The sequence below is a fragment of the Pseudoalteromonas sp. SR43-2 genome (genome assembly GCF_014163885.1).
In the GTDB taxonomy this organism is placed as follows: Bacteria; Pseudomonadota; Gammaproteobacteria; order Enterobacterales; family Alteromonadaceae; genus Pseudoalteromonas; species Pseudoalteromonas distincta.
Genome location: NZ_JACJED010000030.1, coordinates 1,708 through 21,213, shown reverse-complemented (window position 1 = coordinate 21,213; position 19,506 = coordinate 1,708). Strand labels below are relative to the sequence as shown.

Below are 19,506 nucleotides of genomic sequence, written 5' to 3'. Positions count from 1 at the left end.
ATTACAGAAATTTATATGGAAAAAGTGAGTGATTAAAACTCACCATACTAAAATAAAATAACCAGAGCTATTATATAACTCTGGTTATTGTAAGTTAATATTAACCATCACTTGTAATTGTATCAATTAATTCACTAAGCACGGCTTCAGATTGACTTGTTTCTACTTGGCAAGTACCTGCATTTAAATGACCACCACCGCCGTATTTAAGGCACAGTTCGCCAACATTGGTGCTTGAGCTGCGGTTAGTTATTGATTTACCTATGGCATACACTACATTTTGCTTTTTAAGGCCCCACATTTTATGAATCGAGATATTGCAGTCGGGGTACATGGCATAAATAACAAATCGGTTTGTGGCGTAAATTGTTTCTTCCTGAGTTAAATCAAGGACTACTAAGTTTTTATGAACGGTAGCGCATTGAGAAATTTGCTCTTTGGCTTTTTCGTTATGCTCGTTATATAAAGCAACACGTTCGGCTACGTCTTCCATTTGTAGGATTTCTTCGATGCTCTGATCTTTACACGCATCAATCAGTTTCATCATTAATTGGTAATTTGAAATTTTAAACTCGCGAAAACGGCCAAGACCAGTTCGCGCATCCATAATAAAGTTCATTAATACCCAATCGGTTGGGTTTAATATTTCGTCTTTTGAAAACTGAGCAGCATCGCCTTTGTCTACCGCGTCCATCATTTCAACAGAAATATTTGGAAGTTTTTCAGCGCCGCCATAATAGTCATAAACTACGCGAGCTGCTGATGGGGCTTTTGGGTCAATAATATGGTTTTTTATGTCGCTTGAGTTGCGAACGGTTTCGCTAAGGTGATGATCGAATGCTATATGACAGCCTGCAACGTAGGGGAGGTTGGTCGTAATGTCGTTTTCGGTAATGTCTATTTTGCCATCTTGCATGTCTTTTGGATGAACAAATAAAATATCGTCAATTAGGTCTAAGTCTTTGAGCAATACGGCACAAACTAAGCCATCAAAATCGCTGCGAGTGACTAGTCTAAATTTATTATTGGGCATAGCTATTCCATTTTTTTAATTGAATTATCAATTAAGTGTAACAGCTAAAATTTTTTTTGAGAGGTCAGCTTAAAAAAATTATAAAAAAAAGCCAAAACGTTAGTTTTGGCTTTTACTTAGCAAGTTTGTATGTGTAGTAAATTGGTTATGCGCCTGGGCCACATTCCATACATGAATTTACAATATCTGGGCCAAACTTAAGTTTGGCGTTTAAGTCGCGAAGGGCGGTACGTAGCCCTTCTTCAATTACTGGGTGGTAAAATGGCATATCAAGCATTTCAGGTACGGTCATTTTGTTCTGTACAGCCCATGCTAGTAAGTGAGCAATGTGTTCGGCTTGTGGGCCAATAAATTCTGCACCTAAAAATAAGCCTGTACCTTGCTCTGCATATACACGCATATGACCTTTGTTTTTAAGCATTACTCGGCTACGGCCTTGGTTTTCAAAGCTGACTTCGCCGACTTCAAAACAACCGCATGGGCCTAATCGGTCAGTAATTTGATGGTAGCTTTCGCCTACCATTGCTATTTGTGGGTCGCTAAATACAGCTGCAATTTTTGCTCTGCGCAGACCTATACGTACATCTGGGAAGCGCCCTGCATTTTGACCTGCAATAGCGCCTTGGTCAGACGCTTCGTGTAGCAGTGGTAGCATATTACTCGCATCGCCTGCTATAAATATGTTTGACTCACCACATTGCATTGTATGTGTGTCTGCGTGCGGTACGCCGCGTTCATCAAGTTCAATGCCGGTGTTTTCAAGGCCTAGTTTATCTACGTTAGGTACTCGGCCTGTGGCTGCAAGTACGTAGTCAAACTGTTCGGTGTGTTTTTCACCTTGTTTGTCGGTGTAAGTTAGCTGTGCTTTGTCGCCAACTTGCATCATGTCAGATACGTTTGAGTCGGTATCTACAAAAAATTCTTCAGCAAAAACAGTATTCGCGTAGTCTTTTACTACTGGATCTGTAAGTGGGCCAATTGCGCCGCCTACACCAAATAGTTTTACATTTACGCCTAGTCGGCTAAGTGCTTGGCCAATTTCAAGACCTATTACACCAGGGCCAAATACAGCGACTGATTCTGGTAGGTCATCCCAATCAAATACGTCGTCGTTTATAATAAGTTTGTCGCCAAAGTTATTAAATACGCCAGGGTATGAAGGGCGTGAACCGGTGGCAATTACAAAGCGTTTTGCTGTAATAATTGTATGGTCGTCTATTTGTACGCGGTTTGTGTCTAAAAATTTAGCGTAACCACGAATTTTATCAACATCAGGTAGCTCATCTACGGCTTCTACTACGAATCCTGCAAAGCGATCTCGTTCACTTTTAACACGCGCCATTACTGCTTTGCCATCAATTACAGGTTTTGAGCTGTGTACACCAAATGCAGGTGCCATTTCAATTGAGTGAGCTGCCTCAGCTGCGGCAATTAATAATTTGCTTGGCATACAACCAACACGAGCACATGTTGTGCCGTATGGGCCTGACTCGATCATTAATACGTTTTGTGTGAACTGTTTAGCATTACGATAAGCACTTAAACCAGCAGTGCCTGCGCCTATAACAACAACATCGGTTTGCAATTCTTTCATAGTGGTATCCTTTATTATTTTCAATCTAAGCGATGAGATTGATATAGAGGGGCGCGTACGCCCCTGCTATTTTTTACTTAATTAAGCAAAGTATTTTTCTAAGTCGTCTGAACCACCGATGTGTTTACCACCAATGAATATTTGTGGAACAGTGTCACGACCAGATACAGCTTTTAGACTTGTTAGTGATGCGCCTGCACCCATAACAATCTCTTCATATGCGAAGCCTTTTTCTGCAAGAAGCTCTTTTGCTTTTTTACAAAAAGGACAGCCAGGTTTAGTAAAGATGCTTACTGGTTCTGGTTTAGCTTGCTTAGGGTTGATGTAATCAAGCATTGTGTCTGCGTCAGATACTTCAAACGGGTCACCTGGTAAATCTGGTTCGATGAACATTTTGTCAATTACGCCATCTTTAACCAGCATAGAGTATCTCCAGCTGCGCTTACCAAAGCCTAGGTCGTTTTTGTCTACTAACATGCCCATACCGTCAGTAAATTCGCCGTTGCCATCTGGTAATAAAGTAATGTTTTGCGCTTCTTGATGTTCAGCCCATGCGTTCATTACAAAGGTATCGTTTACTGATAAACATACAATTTCGTCAACGCCATTTTGCTTAAGTACGCCCGCTAATTCGTTGTAACGTGGTAAGTGAGTTGATGAACATGTTGGTGTGAATGCACCAGGTAGTGAAAACACTACAACCGTTTTACCTTTAAAAATTTCATCTGTTGTTACTGATTTCCATTCGTTATTTTGACGAGTTGCAAATGTAACACTTGGGACTGTTTGACCTTCGATATTGTTTAACATAGTTTTTGTTCCTCTTGATTTGTTGATAGCCATTATGGTGAATAATTAAATATAGTTCCAATCGTTTGTTTGTATTAAACTGATAGTTATAAACTATCATGTGGAGCTGAATATGAACTTAAAAGATTTTGAATATGTAAAAGCAATAGCGCAATACAAGCACTTTCGAAAAGCTGCCGATGCATGTTTTGTAAGTCAGCCTACATTAAGTGGCCAAGTAAAAAAACTCGAACATGAGCTTGGCGTTACTTTATTTGACCGCTCAACTAAACAAGTTACGTTAACAGCAAAAGGTGAACGTTTGTTGACGCAAATAGAGATTATTTTAGAACAAACGCAAATACTCAAAGAACTTGCTGCTACTTCTAATGAGCCTCTACAAGGTAAATTAACTATTGGTATTATTCCTACCATTGCGCCTTACTTGTTGCCTGCGTTATTAACATCAATGAAAGCGGCATTTATTGATAGTCAGTTTTCGTTTATTGAGATGCAAACAGCAACAATTTTAGAAGCTTTAAATAATGGCGAACTCGACTTTGCTATTTTAGTCGATGTGCCAGAGCTTATTAATTACCATACGGTTGCTTTATACAAAGAAGATTTTTTAGTGGCGGTATCACAAGATAACGCGCTTTCTAAGCATAAAAAAGTGGCGTTGAACGACCTTCAAGGATGCAGCCTACTAATGTTAAGTGATGGTCATTGCTTTAAAGATCAAGCCCAAAAGTTTTGTTTTTCTGCGGGAGTCGATGTATCTAACCAGTATAAAGGTAATAGTTTAGAAACATTATTAGCGTTAGTGGCCATGGATGACGGTATTACATTTGTACCAAAACTGGCATGTACCGACCGTGTAGGGATTGATTACTTGCCTATATTCCCTAATCAGCAGCGTAATGTGGTGTTTGCATGCAGAAAGCATTATCCGCATTTATCTGGAGTAGAACAATTGGGCGAGTGGTTATCGGCTCACCCTAATTTAAAAGCTAAATTGAGTAAAAAACTCTAAAGATCTTGGCTGATTATTTCTACTACATCGTTAATTTGTACGCCAGGTAGCGGTTTACTGTCAATACTAACGGCTACTGCGGTTTGCTGATAAAGCTGCTCAACGCGAATTTTATTAAGCGTGGTGATGGTGTGCGGCATAACATTACCTGCCGCGTCGGTTAAATAGTTATGGTGTGCAATGCTTAGCATCTGGCCTTTTTTTAACCCATGAGCTTTACCTAAATTAATAACGATTTTGCTATTTTCCATGTGCATTATTTTGCCTTGAGTTGGCAAACACGCCATGGCTGCTTGAATGTCATAACTTACTGCTTGGTTGATATCAGTTATGCTTTGCCCATAAGGCGATTGCCAAAACCTATCACTATTGACGTCAACTATGGTTGTTTTTTCAAATGGCCAAATTGCTTGAGTATGGTAACTATTTTGCCAAAGTTGCTCATAGGTAGTGCCATCAAATAATACAAATTCAATGTTGTAACTGCGCTCATACGCCTCGTCTTGCCAAAATGCATAATCGTTATTGAGTTTGTCGCTCGTTGAAAGGCTCGTTATTTGGCTAAGTAATACATATTGAGCGTTACTGCGCGAAGATATTTCTTCTAATTGGGCATTTGAATAGTCGTGCTGCTGCGAAAAGTACTTATCAACGCTTATTGCATTATTATAGTAAGCAATAGGCACTGCGCTCATTTTTGATTTTTGCAGGGAAGTAAAAATATTTTTGCTAATCGCTTTGCTTACGTCAAATATTTGACCCATTTTGGCGTGTTCACGATGAACAAGTTGGCTTTGTGTAACGGCCACAAACTTATTAAAACTATTTTGTGGACATTGCTCTGTTTGAGAAAAAATATCGAGTCGTAATGTAATCGCAAATTTATTGTCGTATTTATTTTCGCTGACCAGTTCAATTTTTTGAATTTCGCCGTGGCTGCTAATTTTTAGCTGATCTTGCATTAACACGCCATCTACCAAGGTTTGCACCGAGCTAACCCGTGCGCCAGAGAACACTAACGCCTGTGTAATCGCATCTTTTATAGCGGCAGATTTAGCCGCGCTTGTATCACCATTTTGGACGTTCGCATGGCCCGTTGATTCATACCACTGCGCTTTAGTAAAAGGGGAGAAGGTTAATAATGCCGTTGCACTTAACCCTGCAAATGCCAATGATAAAAACGACTTCATACTTTTACTCCAATTAAACGTTAGCTATTAACTAGGTAGAGCAAGGACTGTACCAATGTTATTTGGTAATTATTAGTAATGCTATAAATGGCATTAAACGTGCATATGTACTGCTAATTACTATACAAGGGCTAAATGCTATGCGAGCAATTTCATTACTTATTACACTTGGGTGTTTAACCTTAGGTGGTTGTAGCAGCGTTTTTGATAAGCATGTTGAATATAAATATGTAGAGCCAAATAATTACCCCGTTTTAAAAGCGATAGGGTATGCACCTATTAGCTTGCAAAAAGGCACTAACCTTTCGCAAAAGCAACTTATGGCCATTAAGGCTTCTAAGCTTGAAGCTTACCGCGAGCTTACTGAGCAAGTATATGGGCAAAAGATTACCGCAGGAACAACGGTGGAAGGCTCAATTGCTCAAGACGATTACTTAGAAAGTAAAGTGCAGGGGCTTATTAAAGGTGCACAAATAATTAAAACTTACGCAGTAGATGACACTTACGTGACCGAGCTTGAGCTTAATATGAAGCGTGTGCACGATTTATACATAGGTGAAGTAAAACCACGCGAAGTTAAAAAAGTAACGTACTACTAAAAACGTTTATTAAAAAAGTTATTCAAAATATCTCATCCTCTTATATTGAGTGCTATGCTGTTGTTAGGATTCATTTTAAGCAGATTGCGTAGTGCTCAACAGATGTATTTTATTGCCACTTATATTAACAGTGGCTCTGTAAATGGCGATTAAGCCAAGTCATTTAAATCCTCAATTATTTATATGGTGCAAAGCCAATTTGCGCTACCTATTTCTGTTTTTTGTACTCTCCAGTGGTGTGCTTGCAAGCCGACTAACTATTCAATTTAATACCTTTATAGAGCTCATGGGTCAAAAATACGGGCCTGCGCGAGCGGCGGTTGCACGCAACTGGCAAAGCATGTTGGTGCAAACTCAAAACAAGCCAGAGCAACAACAAATTCTTATTGTTAATGATTTTTTTGCGCGTAATTTACGCTACCAAACAGATATTTTGCTATGGAAACAAAACGATTATTGGGCAACCCCTTTAGAAACATTAGGCAGAGGCCTCGGTGATTGTGAAGATTACGCAATAGCAAAATATATCAGCTTAAGAGCGTTAGGTGTGAGCGACGACAAGTTACGCCTTATTTATGTAAAAGCAAAAATTGCGGGCACTAACAAAACGCAAGCGCATATGGTGTTAGGTTATTTTGCTACACCAAACGCTCAGCCACTTATTTTAGACAGTTTAATAACAAAGGTTTTACCTGCTGCAAAACGTGTAGATTTAAGCCCTGTTTTTAGCTTTAACAGCCAAGGTTTATGGGCTAATAATTCAACCAAAAGTGTAGCCAGCCCAACAGCAAGACTTTCACGCTGGCGTAAAATTTTGGAGCAGACAACCAAAGAAGGAGTTATGTGGTAATGGCATCATTTTCCTTATCTAAGTATCTTAAAAAACGAAAAATAACACTCAGGCAAGAGCTATGGATTGCATTATTAATTGTTATTTTTGTGGGCTTTATAAGTAGTGTTTTAATTAGCACTAATTCGGCTAAAAGTTATTTTTCGACCCAGCTGTACTTAAAAAATGTAGATAATGCCAGTTCACTCGCGTTAATGATCAGCCAATTAGACAAAGACCCCGTTGAGCTTGAGTTATTAGTTTCAGCCACATTTGATACCGGTCACTATAAGCGAATAGAACTACAAAACCCTAATGGTGAGGTGATTGTTAAACGCACGTTTACCGATGAACTCAAAGCGACGGCTCCGCAGTGGTTTAGAGCAGTGTATGGATTAAATGTACAGCCAGGGGTTGGGCAAGTAAATAATGGTTGGCAGCAGTTTGGTACTTTGTTTATAGAAAGCCATAGTCAATATGCTGAGCAAGCCTTATGGGAAAGTGCGCTTAAACTATTTTTTAGTTTTTTAATTGTCGCTTTTTTTGCTTGTATAGTTAGTGCTTACTTTTTAAGTAGGATTTTAAAACCACTAGATGATGTTGTGTATCAGGCTAATGCATTTGGTGAAAAACGTTTTATTAAATCGAGCGTTCCTCGCACTTTTGAGTTTGCACGATTAGTGCAATCAATGAACCAATTATCTACCCGTTTTAGCCGTATTATTAAAGAAGATAATAAACGTTTAGAAGAGCTTAGATTTAAATCGCAACACGATGAGCTAACTGGTTTAGCAAATAGAGAATACTTTGGTGCAACGCTTGAGGCTCACTTACAAAAATCGAAAGATCATGCCCATGGTGCTTTGTTTTTATTTAGGGTTGTAAACCTCGATCGCGTAAGTGAGGAAGTGGGACGAGTAGAAATGGTTAACTTTCTACGTCGATTTTCACAGATGTTGGTTAGCTTCTTAGAGAGCAACCAAGAACACTTTTCTGAAAATTACATTGCACGTATTTCTCACAGCGATTTTACAGTTTTATTTAGTGATATTGATGATATTCAAGCAATCAGTGAACGTATTTTATTGATGCATCAATCGTTTGTTGAAGAGTATAAAAACGTTAACCTAGCGATACCTCACAGCTGTACTTATATTCAAAAAGACGACACGCGATTTGATGTATTAAAGCGTGCGGATGAACTTTTAAAATCATCGGGTAAACAATCTGATGTACAAGCAAAAGTAGCTCAAATCAAGCAAGAAAGTGAGCTGTTTGATAATGCAACTAGCTGGAAAAATGCCATAGAAGAGGCACTCAACAATAATAATTTAGAAATAAATACTTACCCAGTAACGAGCTTTACAGGGCCGGTAATGCAAAATCAATTAGGGTTGAGCCTAAAGCTTGGTGGGCAAGTATACGGTGCTAGTTACTACTACCAGTGGGCTAACCGATTAAAGTTATTAGCGCGTTTAGATTGGGGTTTAATTAAGGCGTTGGTGGCTCATTATAGTATTGAGCCACCAAGTGAACTGATTTCGGTTGAATTATCTGCTCAAACGCTACTTGATGATGCTGCACTTGCTTCGATTCTTACGTACCTTTCGGCGTTTCCTGATTTAGCCTCTAAAATTTGTTTTGATATTCGTGAAAGTATTGCCGTTAGCGAAATTGAGATATTTAAAGATTTTTGTGAGCAGGCTCGATGTATGGGCGCTAAGGTAGCATTAAAACGTGTGGGCCCTGAATTTACTAAAATTTATAAAATTCAGGAATTTGGTCTTGAAATGATTAAGGTTGATAGCGTTTACGGACACAATATTAGTTACAGCCAAGATAACCAAACATTTCTGCGAGGAGTGTGCACGTTAGCGCATTCTATTGGCATTAAAGTGGTGGCTCAAGGTGTAACAAGCCAAGATGATATAGATACGCTTATTAACTTAGGTTTTGATGGGGTTATTAAAGAGTAAGTAATAGGCATTAACGGTTCGGTTAATGCCCTTTTACAACTAACATTAATTGAATACGGTCGCGAACTTTTAGCTTATTAAATATAGAGCTCATATGCTCTTTAATTGTGCGTTCTGTAATATTTAAAGATTCTGCAGCTTGCTTATTAGTTGCACCTGTTACAACAATATCAACTACTTGACGTTCTCGCTTTGTGAGTACATCAATCTCGCATGTGCTCGCATATTTAAACGGTGTATTTGATAAAGCTCCTACTAAGTTAGATAGTAATTGCCCTGGTAACCATATTCCGCCAGCACAAATTGTCTCAAGTACTTGTTCAATAATTACTTTAGTAGCGAGTGCTTCTACGTACCCCCTAGCACCTGCTTCAAGCGCACTTCTTAGTTGATTTATTTCTAGTTCGTTGGTCATAACGATAACCAGTAAACGTTGCTGAGAATACTTTTTAACAAGCTCAAGCCAATTAGGTGTGCCGGCCAAAACCCAAATAATACTTGATGCCGTGACTCTGTGTGGTTCTTTTGTGCATATCAAACAACCAGGAAACGCTGCTCGCCAGTGTTTCGATTCAAATTCAGGCTGTGTAATAAAAATACTTTGGCGCATTACTTCTCCATTTATAAAATGTTTTAACGCTCTGTCATTGCTTGCGATGTAGCTCTAAGAACCGGTTTTAAAATATACTCAAGTACGGTTTTTTTACCGGTAATAATATCCACTTGAGTGGTCATTCCCGGAATAATAGTCAGCTCTTTTGAAAAATTATTTTTGGTGGTTTTTAGCTGCACCAAATAAAAGGTATTCTCGCGGTCATCTGTAATTGTATCGGCGCTAATATGTAATACTTCGGCTTCAAGGCCACCATATACGGCAAAGTCGTAGGCACTAAATTTTATCATTGCAGATTGCCCAGGGCGTAAAAATGCAATGTCTTTAGGCGGGATTTTTGCCTCTACTACAAGTTGATCGTCAAGCGGGACAATTTCCATAACATCACTACCTGGCTGTAAAATACCGCCAACAGTATTAACTAATAATCGCTGTACAGTGCCTTTAACAGGAGAACGTATTTCAGTTTGAGTTACTTTATCGGCTAAGCCTGATTCAGTTTCTTTAATTGAATCTAGTCGCAGTAGCGCTTCGGAGAGTTCATTGTTCCAGCGGTTAATCATAACGAGCTCAACTTCGGTTACCTTATTTTTAGCTTCGTTAATGGCCGAAAGACTCCTATTTATAACTGCCTTGGTTCTGTTTATCTCGCCGTTTAAATCAACTATTTGACGCTCTAAACGAATAATATCTATATCCGAAATGGCACCGGTGCGTAACAATGGACGGGTCACTTTAAGCTCTCTGTTTGTTAAGCGCAGCGCGCTCGTATGCTGTTCAAGTGCCGCTTTGGCTTCAATGTAATCTTGGTGTCGCTGCTCTAGTTGGCGTTTGTGAATACTTACTTGTTGCTCTAATTCTTGGCTGTTACTCAAATAAAGAGAACGTTCATGTTGCACAACTCTAGGCGCATTTTTAATAACAGACTCGCTAAATACGAGCTCCTTTTTTTGAGTGAGTGCTCTGAGCCTCGCTACTTTTGCGCTTAACGACTCAACTTTGGATTGGTTTTCTCTAAAGCTAGAAATAAAGCGGGTAGGGTCTATTTTAATGAGTACATCACCCTCATTTACTATTTGCCCCTCTTTTACATTTATTTTTTCGACCATACCACCATCATAAGATTGAATAAGCTGTAATTTATTGGAGGGAATAACTCGCCCCTCACCACGAGCAACTTCATCTAAATTAGCAAAACCAGACCACACAATAAGGCATATAAACGTTAAACAAATTAAATAGAGCAATAACCTAGCGCTTGCTGGCTCCTGTTGCATTTTTTCCCACTGCGCATCGACTACCCAGTCTTGGCTGTTAGGCGGAGAAATCCATCCTTTAAATAGTTTATTAAATATTGATGGCTTGCCTTGTTTTCTTGCTTCTATTGCTCTGCTAACAGATTCAAAGGAGCGCTGTTCAAGTGGTTTTTTATTGTCACTCATGAGGCTTGCTCCACTGTCTTATTATTTAACGCTGCAATTACTTTTTGTTTTGGTCCATCAGCAACTACTTTTCCGTTATCTAAAACTATAATTCGGTCAACAAGCTCAAGTAATGATGAGCGGTGAGTCACCACGATTAAGGTTTTATCTTTAGAATAACCCTTTAAATTATTAATAATTTTACTTTCACTATTATGATCTAGTGATGAGGTTGGCTCATCTAGTAATAGTATTGGAGGGTCGTTAATTATGGCTCTTGCCATACCTACAGCTTGGCGCTGCCCACCTGATAATTGACGACCTTGCTCGCCTACTTGTAAATCAAATCCGTCTGGGTGCGAATTAATTAAATCAAATAATTGGCTTCGCTCACAGGCTTCAATAATTTGCTCGTCTTTGGCATGCCAAGCACTCATGGTGAGATTGTCTTTCAAGGTTCCATAAAACAGAGCAACGGTTTGTGGTAGGTAGCCAATATTATGACGAAGCTCAGCTGGGTCAATTTGATGTATATCATTATTGTCCATCAAAATTGATCCTGAACAGGGTTCGTATAGTCCTAAAATAAGCTTTTCTAATGTACTTTTACCTGAGCCATTACGTCCTAAAATGGCGACTTTTTCACCGGCTTTAATTTTAAAACTAACGCCGTTGAGCGCATTATGAGATTCGTCAGAGTATTTAAAACATACATCTTTAAATTCTATATCGCCTTTCAAAATAGTGTGGCTTAACCAATGCTTACCAGGTGGACGCTCGACCTCTTTTTCCATAATCTCGTTCAGTGATTGCATTGCTATTGCGGCATGATGATATTGTGCTAAAACAGCGGCCGACTGCCCGATTGGGCCCATAGCACGAGACGATAATAGATAGGCTGCAATTAACCCGCCTTGAGTTAGCTCACCTTCAATAACGAGGTGTACGCCTATTATCATTATTATTACGCCTACGCATTGCTGTATCCATGATGCTGTATTTGATATAGAGCTAGAAACGAGTCGGCTATGTGCGTTTACTTGTGCAATGTAAATGGTCGACTTTTCCCATACAGACTGTGTTTTACACTCTGAGTGAAAGCTTTTTACATCTTCAATATTGGTTAAGCTTTCGACTAGTACAGCATTTCGCATTGAGCTTGCTTTCATTGTTTGTTCTGAAAGAGCTTCAAGTTTGCGGTGTGCGGCTATAGCGTAAGCTAATAATATAAGTGCGCCCGCGATAATAGGTAAACTTAGAGGTACGCCAATAATGGCAATAACAATTAAATACAAAACTACGAATGGCAAGTCGACTAATGCGACAAGTGTTATGGAGCTAAAAAAGTTACGTACAGCTTCAAATGATTGAATGTTGCTAGCAAAGGAGCCTGCGGACGATGGGCGGTTTTTTAGTTTCATACCTAATACCCGCTCCATTATTACAGCCGATACTTTGACATCTATTCTGCTGGCAGCAAGCTCTACAAAGTAGCCTCTTACTAAGCGCAAAACAAAGTCAGCAGTGAGTGCTATTAAAATGCCAATGGCAAGTACCCATAAGGTTTCTGTTGCGTGGTTGGGCACTACGCGGTCATATACGTTCATTACAAATAAAGGCATAGCAACCGATAAAAAGCCCAAAGCAACAGCCGAAATAATTACGTCTTTATAAAGTGAGCGGCATTCTTTAATTACTCCCCAAAACCATCCGTCTTTTGATAGTTTTTCAAGTACAGGTGTTCGCTCATCAAATGCAAACTCTGGTTGAGCATAAATAACTAAACCTACACTGCTAGCAGCTAACTCATCAATGCTTTGTTCGATAACTGATTCTGTAAGTTCTGGGTAAATTACACTCACCAACTGTTTATCGTAATCAATAGAATTAATAACACAGGCTTGGTTATCTTTTAAAATTAAGATGGCAGGTAGCAGTGCTGTATTAATTTTTTGTAGTGGCTTATTAACTACTTTTGATTTAAAGCCAATGCGCTTTGCTGCGCGCGAAAAACCTGATGGAGTAAGATTTCTATCAGTTAGAGGAAGTCCATTTAATAGTGCTTCTCTTGAAAACTCTTTACCATGATGACGACATAAAACTGCTAGGCAGTCAACGAGGATGCCACCATGATCAAGTACATCGTTTAATTCCATACACCATCCAATGTTATGTAGAACTGCATAGGATTGTTACTAGTAAACCTAAACTCGACTTAAATATTTCATGCCGAGTTTAGGTTATTTACATAACGTTAATTGACTTAGATATCGGTAATTACAGCTTCGATACGTCGATTCGCAGCATTTGCTCTTACTGATATTTCGTTTACACGTGGTTGATCGATGCCATACCCGAACGATTTAACACGTTTAGGTTCTACATCGAATTGCTTAATCAGAATTTCAGCTACGGCAAACGCACGTTTTTCTGATAGTTTACGGTTATATTTACGGTCTCCATCTAAAGAGGCATGACCTTGTATTTCAACCTGTTTAGTTGGGTTCTCTTTTAAAAAATCTGCAAGCCGACTAATTTCTTGAATATATTGAGACCTTACATCGCTTGAGTCAGCAGAAAAAGGAATACCAATTTCTATATTCGAGGTTGATGCGCTATAAATTGTGCAACCAGATAAATCTACATTTGTACTCAAAGGTGTGCTTGGGCAAGTGTCTTGCTCATTTGGTACGCCGTCACCATCATCATCGGTAAAGCTGCTTGCTGTCGTGTCGGTTTCCAGCGGTATATCTAAGTACCTTGGCATAGCCGTTACACTCATGTATGCATTATCTTGCTTAGCTTTTTTTTGAAGAAATGCCTTGCGGCTAAAAGTGGTTGCTACATCGTAACTCGGACAGATATTTTGTGCGTTATGAACAATAGGGTCGTCAGTTAGCTCTTTTAATGTAGGGTATTTATCTGACATCACGTTAAGTGCTGGCAGTAATTTCCCCATTTCTTTTAGCATAGTTAAAATAGCTGATTGACGGTCGTAAAGCGCCACTATGTATGAACGTGTTGATTGAAATGATTCGTTTTCGGCATCAAGTACGTCTAGTAGAGTTCGTTGGCCTATATCGAATTGATCCTTATATGCAATTTTAACTTTAGTTGATGATTCGCGGTGTTGATCAAGCGCCGGTAACTTTTGCTCTAATATAGTGACGTTGTAATAAGCAATTTGCAGACTCTGACGAATATCAATACAAGACTGATCGCGTTGATACTTTGCAATGTTTATATCCTGATAGGCTTGTTCTAAATTAGCATTATCAAGACCACCATTATATAAATTATAGCTAATATCGATGCCGACTCGCGCTTCTGTTCTGGTTTCATTTTGACCAAGTTCATCTCTATCTTGGCTACCGTAGCGGGCAGATAAATCTACGTTAGGATGAAACGCTGCTTTTTGTGCTTTTGCGTTCGCTTTTTGTGCTTCAATATTATACAAAGAGGCGTAAAATGAAGGGCTATTCTTGTAAGCGACGTCTAGCGCTTGATTAACTGAAATTGGTATATTTTTTTCATCAAGGTCAGCTTGCTTTATATCGTTCATAGGAAGCTCTCCTACAACCCTTAAGTAGCGAGCGCTTACATCATGTAAATTTGAGTACTCCGTTAATACGTTAGATTGTGCTAAAGATAAGCGCCCACTAATTTGTTCTAGATCGGCAGCGCGCGCTACACCAGCTCCTACACTTTGTTCTATTTGTTGATATACAGACTCGTGCTCTTGTAAATTTGCTTCTGCAAGTTGTACTAACTCTTTAAATTTTTGTACGTCGAGCAGGGCTATTGAGGCTTCAAGTGCTGTTTGTTCTGTTTGAGAAATAAGCTCAAAGTACCTAATGAGTTGAATGCGTTTAAAGCGATCAACAGTATTCGAGGTTCTAAAACCGTCGTAAAGCATTTGAGTAACACTTAACTCGGCTGTATTACGGTTATATTCTTCTTCAACACCGTAATTTCTTCTTTCATAGCCCGCGCTTGCTGATACATCAACACTTGGTAAATAACCTGAGCGGGCAGCATCTACTCCATAAATCGAAGATTTAAAAGCATGCCATGCTTCTTGTACTTCAGGATTGTTTTCAATCGCTTTACTTGAGACATAGGTAAGTGGCATTGCTGATTGTTCATTTGCATGCACATAGTTTAGTAGAGTTGCGGCAGTAATCGTTAGTCCGATTAACATAGTCTCTTGATGTTTCTTAAAAGTGTTTTTTGTAATCATTTCTTCCTCTTAGATCCTGTTAAGACCGAAAATGCTCCCTTAAGTATTTAGTAAAGGAATACCATTTTTGCAAGTAATCGTTTTGGTTAGCATAAAAAAAAATTTCTACCACTTTTTTGTTGATTTTTTATTTTTGAATTTTTCTTTTAAACCTGTACTTGAGTACAGTATCTATGTGGCTTTTTTGTCCTACCTTTAACTTATTAGATTGTTATTTTAAAAAGTTTGAGGGTACCAAAATGGAAGCAAATCAACTGGTAGTTATTGATATTCAAGGTTCGGCAGGTGTTGTGCTGGATGATGGGTCAATAAGAGCATTAAATGTTGGTGACACTATCACCGTGGGTGATTTAGTTGTTACTGCTATTAAATCGTCTCTACAAATTGATGTGCAAGGTGAAACCTTATCTATACCCGCCAATCAAAAGGTAAAAATAACACCAGACTTATTAGCGAAAGAAGCCAGAGACTCTAGCGAAACAACTGTTTTTGATGAAAGTTTAGATGAAGCAATTGCAAGCTTTGATTTAGGGGCAGAGCAAGACCCATCAACAGCGGCTAATTCTGATGTAACAGATTTTTTAGATGCGTTAGAAGGTGATGGGGACATTTTAGATAATTTAGAGGCAACAGCCGCTGGTGGGGGTAACGCTGCGGGTGCAGATGGAGGCAGTTCGTTTGTACAGCTAACCCGAATTTCTGAAAGTGTTGACCCTAGTAGTGTTACTTTTGATTCATCTTTTGATCAAGGCGCTACTGAAGCTTTTAACTTAAGAGATACCTCTGATGGTATCGTGCCTGATTCAACTACTGCTTCTATTTCACTTAATGAGCTAGGTATTACTAACTCATCACAACCCACAATCACCGGTACGAGCGAAAACTTAATCGGCGAAACGGTTAATGTAACGGTAACTGATGTTGATGGAAACTCTCAAGTAGTTAGTGTTGTAATTGGCCCTGATGGTACCTTTGAAATAACCCTACCAACACCAATTGCTGATGGCCCTGTAACGGTTGTTGTTGAAGCGACGGATCCTGTTGGTAATCCTATAAACGACACTATTTCAATTGAGGTTGATACAACACCTCCACTTATTGCTATTGATCCTGTTGCTGATTCTGCTTCGCAAACAGTGACAGTGACAGGGACAGTATCTGGTTTGAATACTGGGGATAATGTATCAGTCACGTTAACGGATAGTGCAGGTACGGTACAAACAATAGTTACTCAGGTTGATGCTCAAGGAAATTGGGTAATTACTACCACCTCACCTTTATCTGAAGGGGAGTTTAACGTAAGCGCTGTTGCGATTGATGCAGCTGGAAATCAAGCTATAGACCAAGCTTTAGCGAATGTAGATTTAACTGCTCCGGTAATCACCGTAAATGTAACTGATGAAACAAATAACTCAACACCACCACTTGTTGGAACAACAAATGGTGTTCCTGAGGGCACTCAAGTAACAATTACTGTTACAGATAGTGCAGGACAAATACAAACATTAACTGCAGTTACCCAAGCCGATGGAAGCTGGAGTGTAGAAGTAGGGACTCCTTTACCTGAAGGTGATTTTACTGTTGATGCACAAGTAAGCGACAGTGTAGGAAACTTAGCATTAGCAAGTGATTCAGGAGTAATTGATTTAACGGCGCCTTCGGTACAAATTAATAATATTAACGACACTCAAGACACCACGCCAACGATTACAGGTAACGCGCAAGATGTACCTGCAGGCTCTATTATTAGTGTGGTTATTACCGATTTTGATGGTCAAACTCAAACATTATTAACCCAAACTAACGCTGATGGGGATTGGTCTATCGACGTAACTACGCCATTGGCTGAAGGGCAGTTTGAGGTTGATGCAAGTGTAAGTGATGCTGCAGGTAATCAAGCCCAAGCAAATAACCAAGGTGTTGTTGATTTAACAAACCCTGATATTACCGTTACTGCAATTGCTGATACTAACGATACTACACCAACATTTGTAGGTAGGGTGGAAGACGCTCCTGCGGGCTCTGTTATTACAGTATTAGTAACCGATATTAACGGTAACGTACAAACTTTAACTACTTTATTAAATGAAGATGGCACATGGAGTGTTGATGCTAATGAAATCTTGCCAGGTGGTGAATTTACCGCAACTGCGTCAGTATCAGATGCTGCGGGTAATGAGGCATCTGCGCAAACAAACGGCGAAATAACGTTTGCTCCTATCTCAATTCAAATCGATGCAATTGCTAATACTAACGATACCACTCCATTTTTAAGTGGTAACACCGGTAATGTGCCTGCAGGTACAACCATCACTTTAACTATTACTGCAAGCGATGGCAGCACATTTACATTACTAGCAGTGACGCAAGAAGATGGTTCGTGGTCTGCACAAGTAACAAACCCTCTGCCTGAGGGCGACTTTACTGTAGTTGCAGCGGTTATAGATGACTCGGGCAATGAGGCGCAAGCAAGTGCAGTAGGTAATGTTGATTTAACTGTAAGCATTAATTTTATTATTGATACTAACGATACAACACCAACAATTAGCGGCTCTACCCAAGACGTAGAGCCTGGTGCGGAAGTAACCGTTACATTTACAGGAAGCGATGGCGTAGCAGAAACCGTGCAAGTAGTTACTGGTGCTGACGGAAGCTGGTCAGTTGAGGCAAGTAATGAATTAGTTGAAGGCCAGTTTAGTGTGGTTGCAACTGTAACTGATGCTGCGGGTAATACAGCTTCTGCAAGTGAAACAGGAGAAATTGATTTAACAGATCCTGCAATCACGATTAATCCTATTGAGGATACGAATGATGTAACCCCATCAGTAAGTGGCAACGTAATTGATGTACCAGCAGGAACAGAAGTTACCTTAGTAATAACTGACAGCGAAGGCAATGAACAAACACTCACAACAATTACAAATGCCGATGGTACATATACAGCGGATATTATTGCAGATCTCAGTGAAGGAGATTTCACAGTAACAGCGAGTGTTAGTGATACTGCTGGTAATAGCAGTACTGCAACTGTTACAGGTACGGTTGATTTAACTGCACCAAGTGTAACTATTAACAATATCGCAGATACAAACGATACAACACCTACTCTTACAGGCTCTACCCAAGGATTAGCATCGGGTAGTGAAGTAACTTTAATTGTTACCGATAGTCTAGGAGCAGAGCAACAGTTAGTGACTACTATAAGTGCTGATGGTACTTGGAGTATTGAGATTCCAACTGCTTTAAGTGAGGGGGATTTTACAGTAACAGCTAATGTATCTGATAATGCGGGTAACGCAGCTCAAGATTCACAATTAGGCTCAGTTGATACCACCCCTCCTTTAGTTGCAATAAATGACTTTGCTGATTCAAACGATACAACGCCTACATTTAGCGGAACAACGAGTGATGTAGCACCGGGTAGCCTTGTTAGTGTTTTAGTTACTGATGCAAATGGTGAGTCTCAAACATTGACGGCGGTTGTGTCAGAAGATGGAACTTGGCAAGTAGGTGCAACTCAAGCTGTTGCTGAAGGCGATTTTACAATTACAGCAACAGTAACAGACGCTGCGGGTAATGAAGCAAGCGATACTGTTAGTGGAACAATTGATTTATCAGCTCCAATTATAGCAATTAATACAATCCCAGATAGCGCCGATACTACTCCAACAATTTCAGGTTCTGTACAAAATGTACCAGCCGGAACAACTGTTACGTTAATCGTTACAGATGCTGGTGGTAATACACAAACAATTACAACACAAACGCTAGCTGATGGTAGCTGGACAGCCGATACTACTAATGAGTTAGTTGAAGGTGACTTTAGTGTTAATGCAATCGTGAGTGATGAAGCAGGTAACCAAAGTGAAGCTTCTGCACAGGGAACTATTGATAATACCGCACCAAATATTACGATTGATGCACTGGCGGATAGTAACGATACAACACCAACTATTTCAGGCACCGCAACGGGCGAACCAGAAGGCACGGTTGTTACTATTATAGTTACGGATGAAGCAGGTAACCCACAAAGCATAACCACAGAAGTACAAGCCGATGGCACTTTTAGTGTTGATGTACCTAACGAATTAAGTGAAGGCGAATTTACTGTTGAAGTATCAGTTACCGATACTGCAGGTAATGAAACTACCGCAACAACAACAGGCGAAGTCGATACTGCCGCGCCAAC

13 protein-coding genes are annotated in these 19,506 nt (G+C 39.6%); 5 read left to right on the top strand and 8 right to left on the bottom strand.

Going from position 1 to position 19,506, the window contains the following annotated elements:
* Positions 1-100 precede the first annotated feature (100 nt).
* The 3 genes from H5120_RS19070 to H5120_RS19060 all read right to left on the bottom strand — a co-directional run bounded on the left by H5120_RS19070 (position 101) and on the right by H5120_RS19060 (position 3,437).
* Positions 101-1,033, bottom strand: coding sequence for an exopolyphosphatase (locus tag H5120_RS19070; RefSeq protein WP_182675779.1), 933 nt, complete (start codon positions 1,031-1,033; stop codon positions 101-103).
* 145 nt (positions 1,034-1,178) lie between these two features.
* Entirely contained in the window at positions 1,179-2,627 is a 1,449-nt protein-coding gene (locus H5120_RS19065) for a dihydrolipoyl dehydrogenase (protein WP_182675778.1), read from the bottom strand.
* 81 nt (positions 2,628-2,708) lie between these two features.
* Positions 2,709-3,437, bottom strand: coding sequence for a glutathione peroxidase (locus H5120_RS19060; RefSeq protein WP_002961336.1), 729 nt, complete (start codon positions 3,435-3,437; stop codon positions 2,709-2,711).
* Between the two features lie 112 nt (positions 3,438-3,549).
* On the opposite strand from H5120_RS19060, the gene H5120_RS19055 reads away from it, so the two are divergent.
* Positions 3,550-4,449, top strand: a complete 900-nt coding sequence (locus H5120_RS19055; RefSeq protein WP_182675777.1) for a LysR substrate-binding domain-containing protein — start codon at positions 3,550-3,552, stop codon at positions 4,447-4,449.
* Here the strand turns inward: H5120_RS19055 and H5120_RS19050 are convergent.
* Positions 4,446-5,639: a flagellar assembly protein FlgT gene (locus tag H5120_RS19050; protein WP_182675776.1), complete on the bottom strand. Its 1,194-nt coding sequence runs from the start codon at positions 5,637-5,639 to the stop codon at positions 4,446-4,448. The genes H5120_RS19055 and H5120_RS19050 overlap by 4 nt on opposite strands.
* A 140-nt stretch (positions 5,640-5,779) precedes the next feature.
* Here H5120_RS19050 and H5120_RS19045 point away from each other — a divergent pair, with 140 nt between their 5' ends.
* The 3 genes from H5120_RS19045 (at position 5,780) to H5120_RS19035 (ending at position 9,043) form a co-directional block, all read left to right on the top strand.
* Complete coding sequence (locus H5120_RS19045) at positions 5,780-6,238, top strand: LPP20 family lipoprotein (RefSeq protein ID WP_182675775.1); 459 nt, start codon at positions 5,780-5,782, stop codon at positions 6,236-6,238.
* Positions 6,239-6,380: 142 nt separating this feature from the next.
* Complete coding sequence (locus H5120_RS19040) at positions 6,381-7,088, top strand: transglutaminase-like cysteine peptidase (RefSeq protein ID WP_182675774.1); 708 nt, start codon at positions 6,381-6,383, stop codon at positions 7,086-7,088.
* Positions 7,088-9,043: a LapD/MoxY N-terminal periplasmic domain-containing protein gene (locus H5120_RS19035; RefSeq protein ID WP_182675773.1), complete on the top strand. Its 1,956-nt coding sequence runs from the start codon at positions 7,088-7,090 to the stop codon at positions 9,041-9,043. The genes H5120_RS19040 and H5120_RS19035 overlap by 1 nt, the downstream gene beginning before the upstream one ends.
* Positions 9,044-9,065: 22 nt before the next feature.
* On the opposite strand, the gene H5120_RS19030 is transcribed toward H5120_RS19035, so the two are convergent.
* The 4 genes from H5120_RS19030 to H5120_RS19015 all read right to left on the bottom strand — a co-directional run bounded on the left by H5120_RS19030 (position 9,066) and on the right by H5120_RS19015 (position 15,317).
* A complete protein-coding gene (locus H5120_RS19030; RefSeq protein ID WP_182675772.1) occupies positions 9,066-9,653 on the bottom strand; it encodes a response regulator transcription factor in 588 nt (195 codons plus the stop codon).
* A 23-nt stretch (positions 9,654-9,676) separates the two neighbouring features.
* On the bottom strand, positions 9,677-11,098 hold the full coding sequence (locus H5120_RS19025) for an HlyD family type I secretion periplasmic adaptor subunit (RefSeq protein ID WP_182672500.1): 1,422 nt from the start codon (positions 11,096-11,098) through the stop codon (positions 9,677-9,679).
* A complete protein-coding gene (locus H5120_RS19020) occupies positions 11,095-13,233 on the bottom strand; it encodes a type I secretion system permease/ATPase (RefSeq protein ID WP_182675771.1) in 2,139 nt (712 codons plus the stop codon). The genes H5120_RS19025 and H5120_RS19020 overlap by 4 nt, the downstream gene beginning before the upstream one ends.
* A 107-nt stretch (positions 13,234-13,340) precedes the next feature.
* On the bottom strand, positions 13,341-15,317 hold the full coding sequence (locus H5120_RS19015) for a TolC family outer membrane protein (RefSeq protein ID WP_182672498.1): 1,977 nt from the start codon (positions 15,315-15,317) through the stop codon (positions 13,341-13,343).
* A 239-nt stretch (positions 15,318-15,556) separates the two neighbouring features.
* Between H5120_RS19015 and H5120_RS19010 the strand changes: the two genes are divergently transcribed.
* The coding region (locus H5120_RS19010) for a retention module-containing protein (RefSeq protein WP_182675770.1) at positions 15,557-19,506 on the top strand (3,950 nt) is incomplete at its 3' end.

Bases quoted from the DNA above. Each gene is read 5' to 3' on its own strand.
- H5120_RS19055 (WP_182675777.1), top strand. From the start codon at position 3,550: ATGAACTTAAAAGATTTTGAATATGTAAAAGCAATAGCGCAATACAAG.
- H5120_RS19060 (WP_002961336.1), bottom strand. From the start codon at position 3,437: ATGTTAAACAATATCGAAGGTCAAACAGTCCCAAGTGTTACATTTGCA.
- H5120_RS19025 (WP_182672500.1), bottom strand. From the start codon at position 11,098: ATGAGTGACAATAAAAAACCACTTGAACAGCGCTCCTTTGAATCTGTT.
- H5120_RS19040 (WP_182675774.1), top strand. From the start codon at position 6,381: ATGGCGATTAAGCCAAGTCATTTAAATCCTCAATTATTTATATGGTGC.
- H5120_RS19045 (WP_182675775.1), top strand. From the start codon at position 5,780: ATGCGAGCAATTTCATTACTTATTACACTTGGGTGTTTAACCTTAGGT.
- H5120_RS19050 (WP_182675776.1), bottom strand. From the start codon at position 5,639: ATGAAGTCGTTTTTATCATTGGCATTTGCAGGGTTAAGTGCAACGGCA.
- H5120_RS19030 (WP_182675772.1), bottom strand. From the start codon at position 9,653: ATGCGCCAAAGTATTTTTATTACACAGCCTGAATTTGAATCGAAACAC.
- H5120_RS19020 (WP_182675771.1), bottom strand. From the start codon at position 13,233: ATGGAATTAAACGATGTACTTGATCATGGTGGCATCCTCGTTGACTGC.
- H5120_RS19065 (WP_182675778.1), bottom strand. From the start codon at position 2,627: ATGAAAGAATTGCAAACCGATGTTGTTGTTATAGGCGCAGGCACTGCT.
- H5120_RS19015 (WP_182672498.1), bottom strand. From the start codon at position 15,317: ATGATTACAAAAAACACTTTTAAGAAACATCAAGAGACTATGTTAATC.
- H5120_RS19070 (WP_182675779.1), bottom strand. From the start codon at position 1,033: ATGCCCAATAATAAATTTAGACTAGTCACTCGCAGCGATTTTGATGGC.
- H5120_RS19035 (WP_182675773.1), top strand. From the start codon at position 7,088: ATGGCATCATTTTCCTTATCTAAGTATCTTAAAAAACGAAAAATAACA.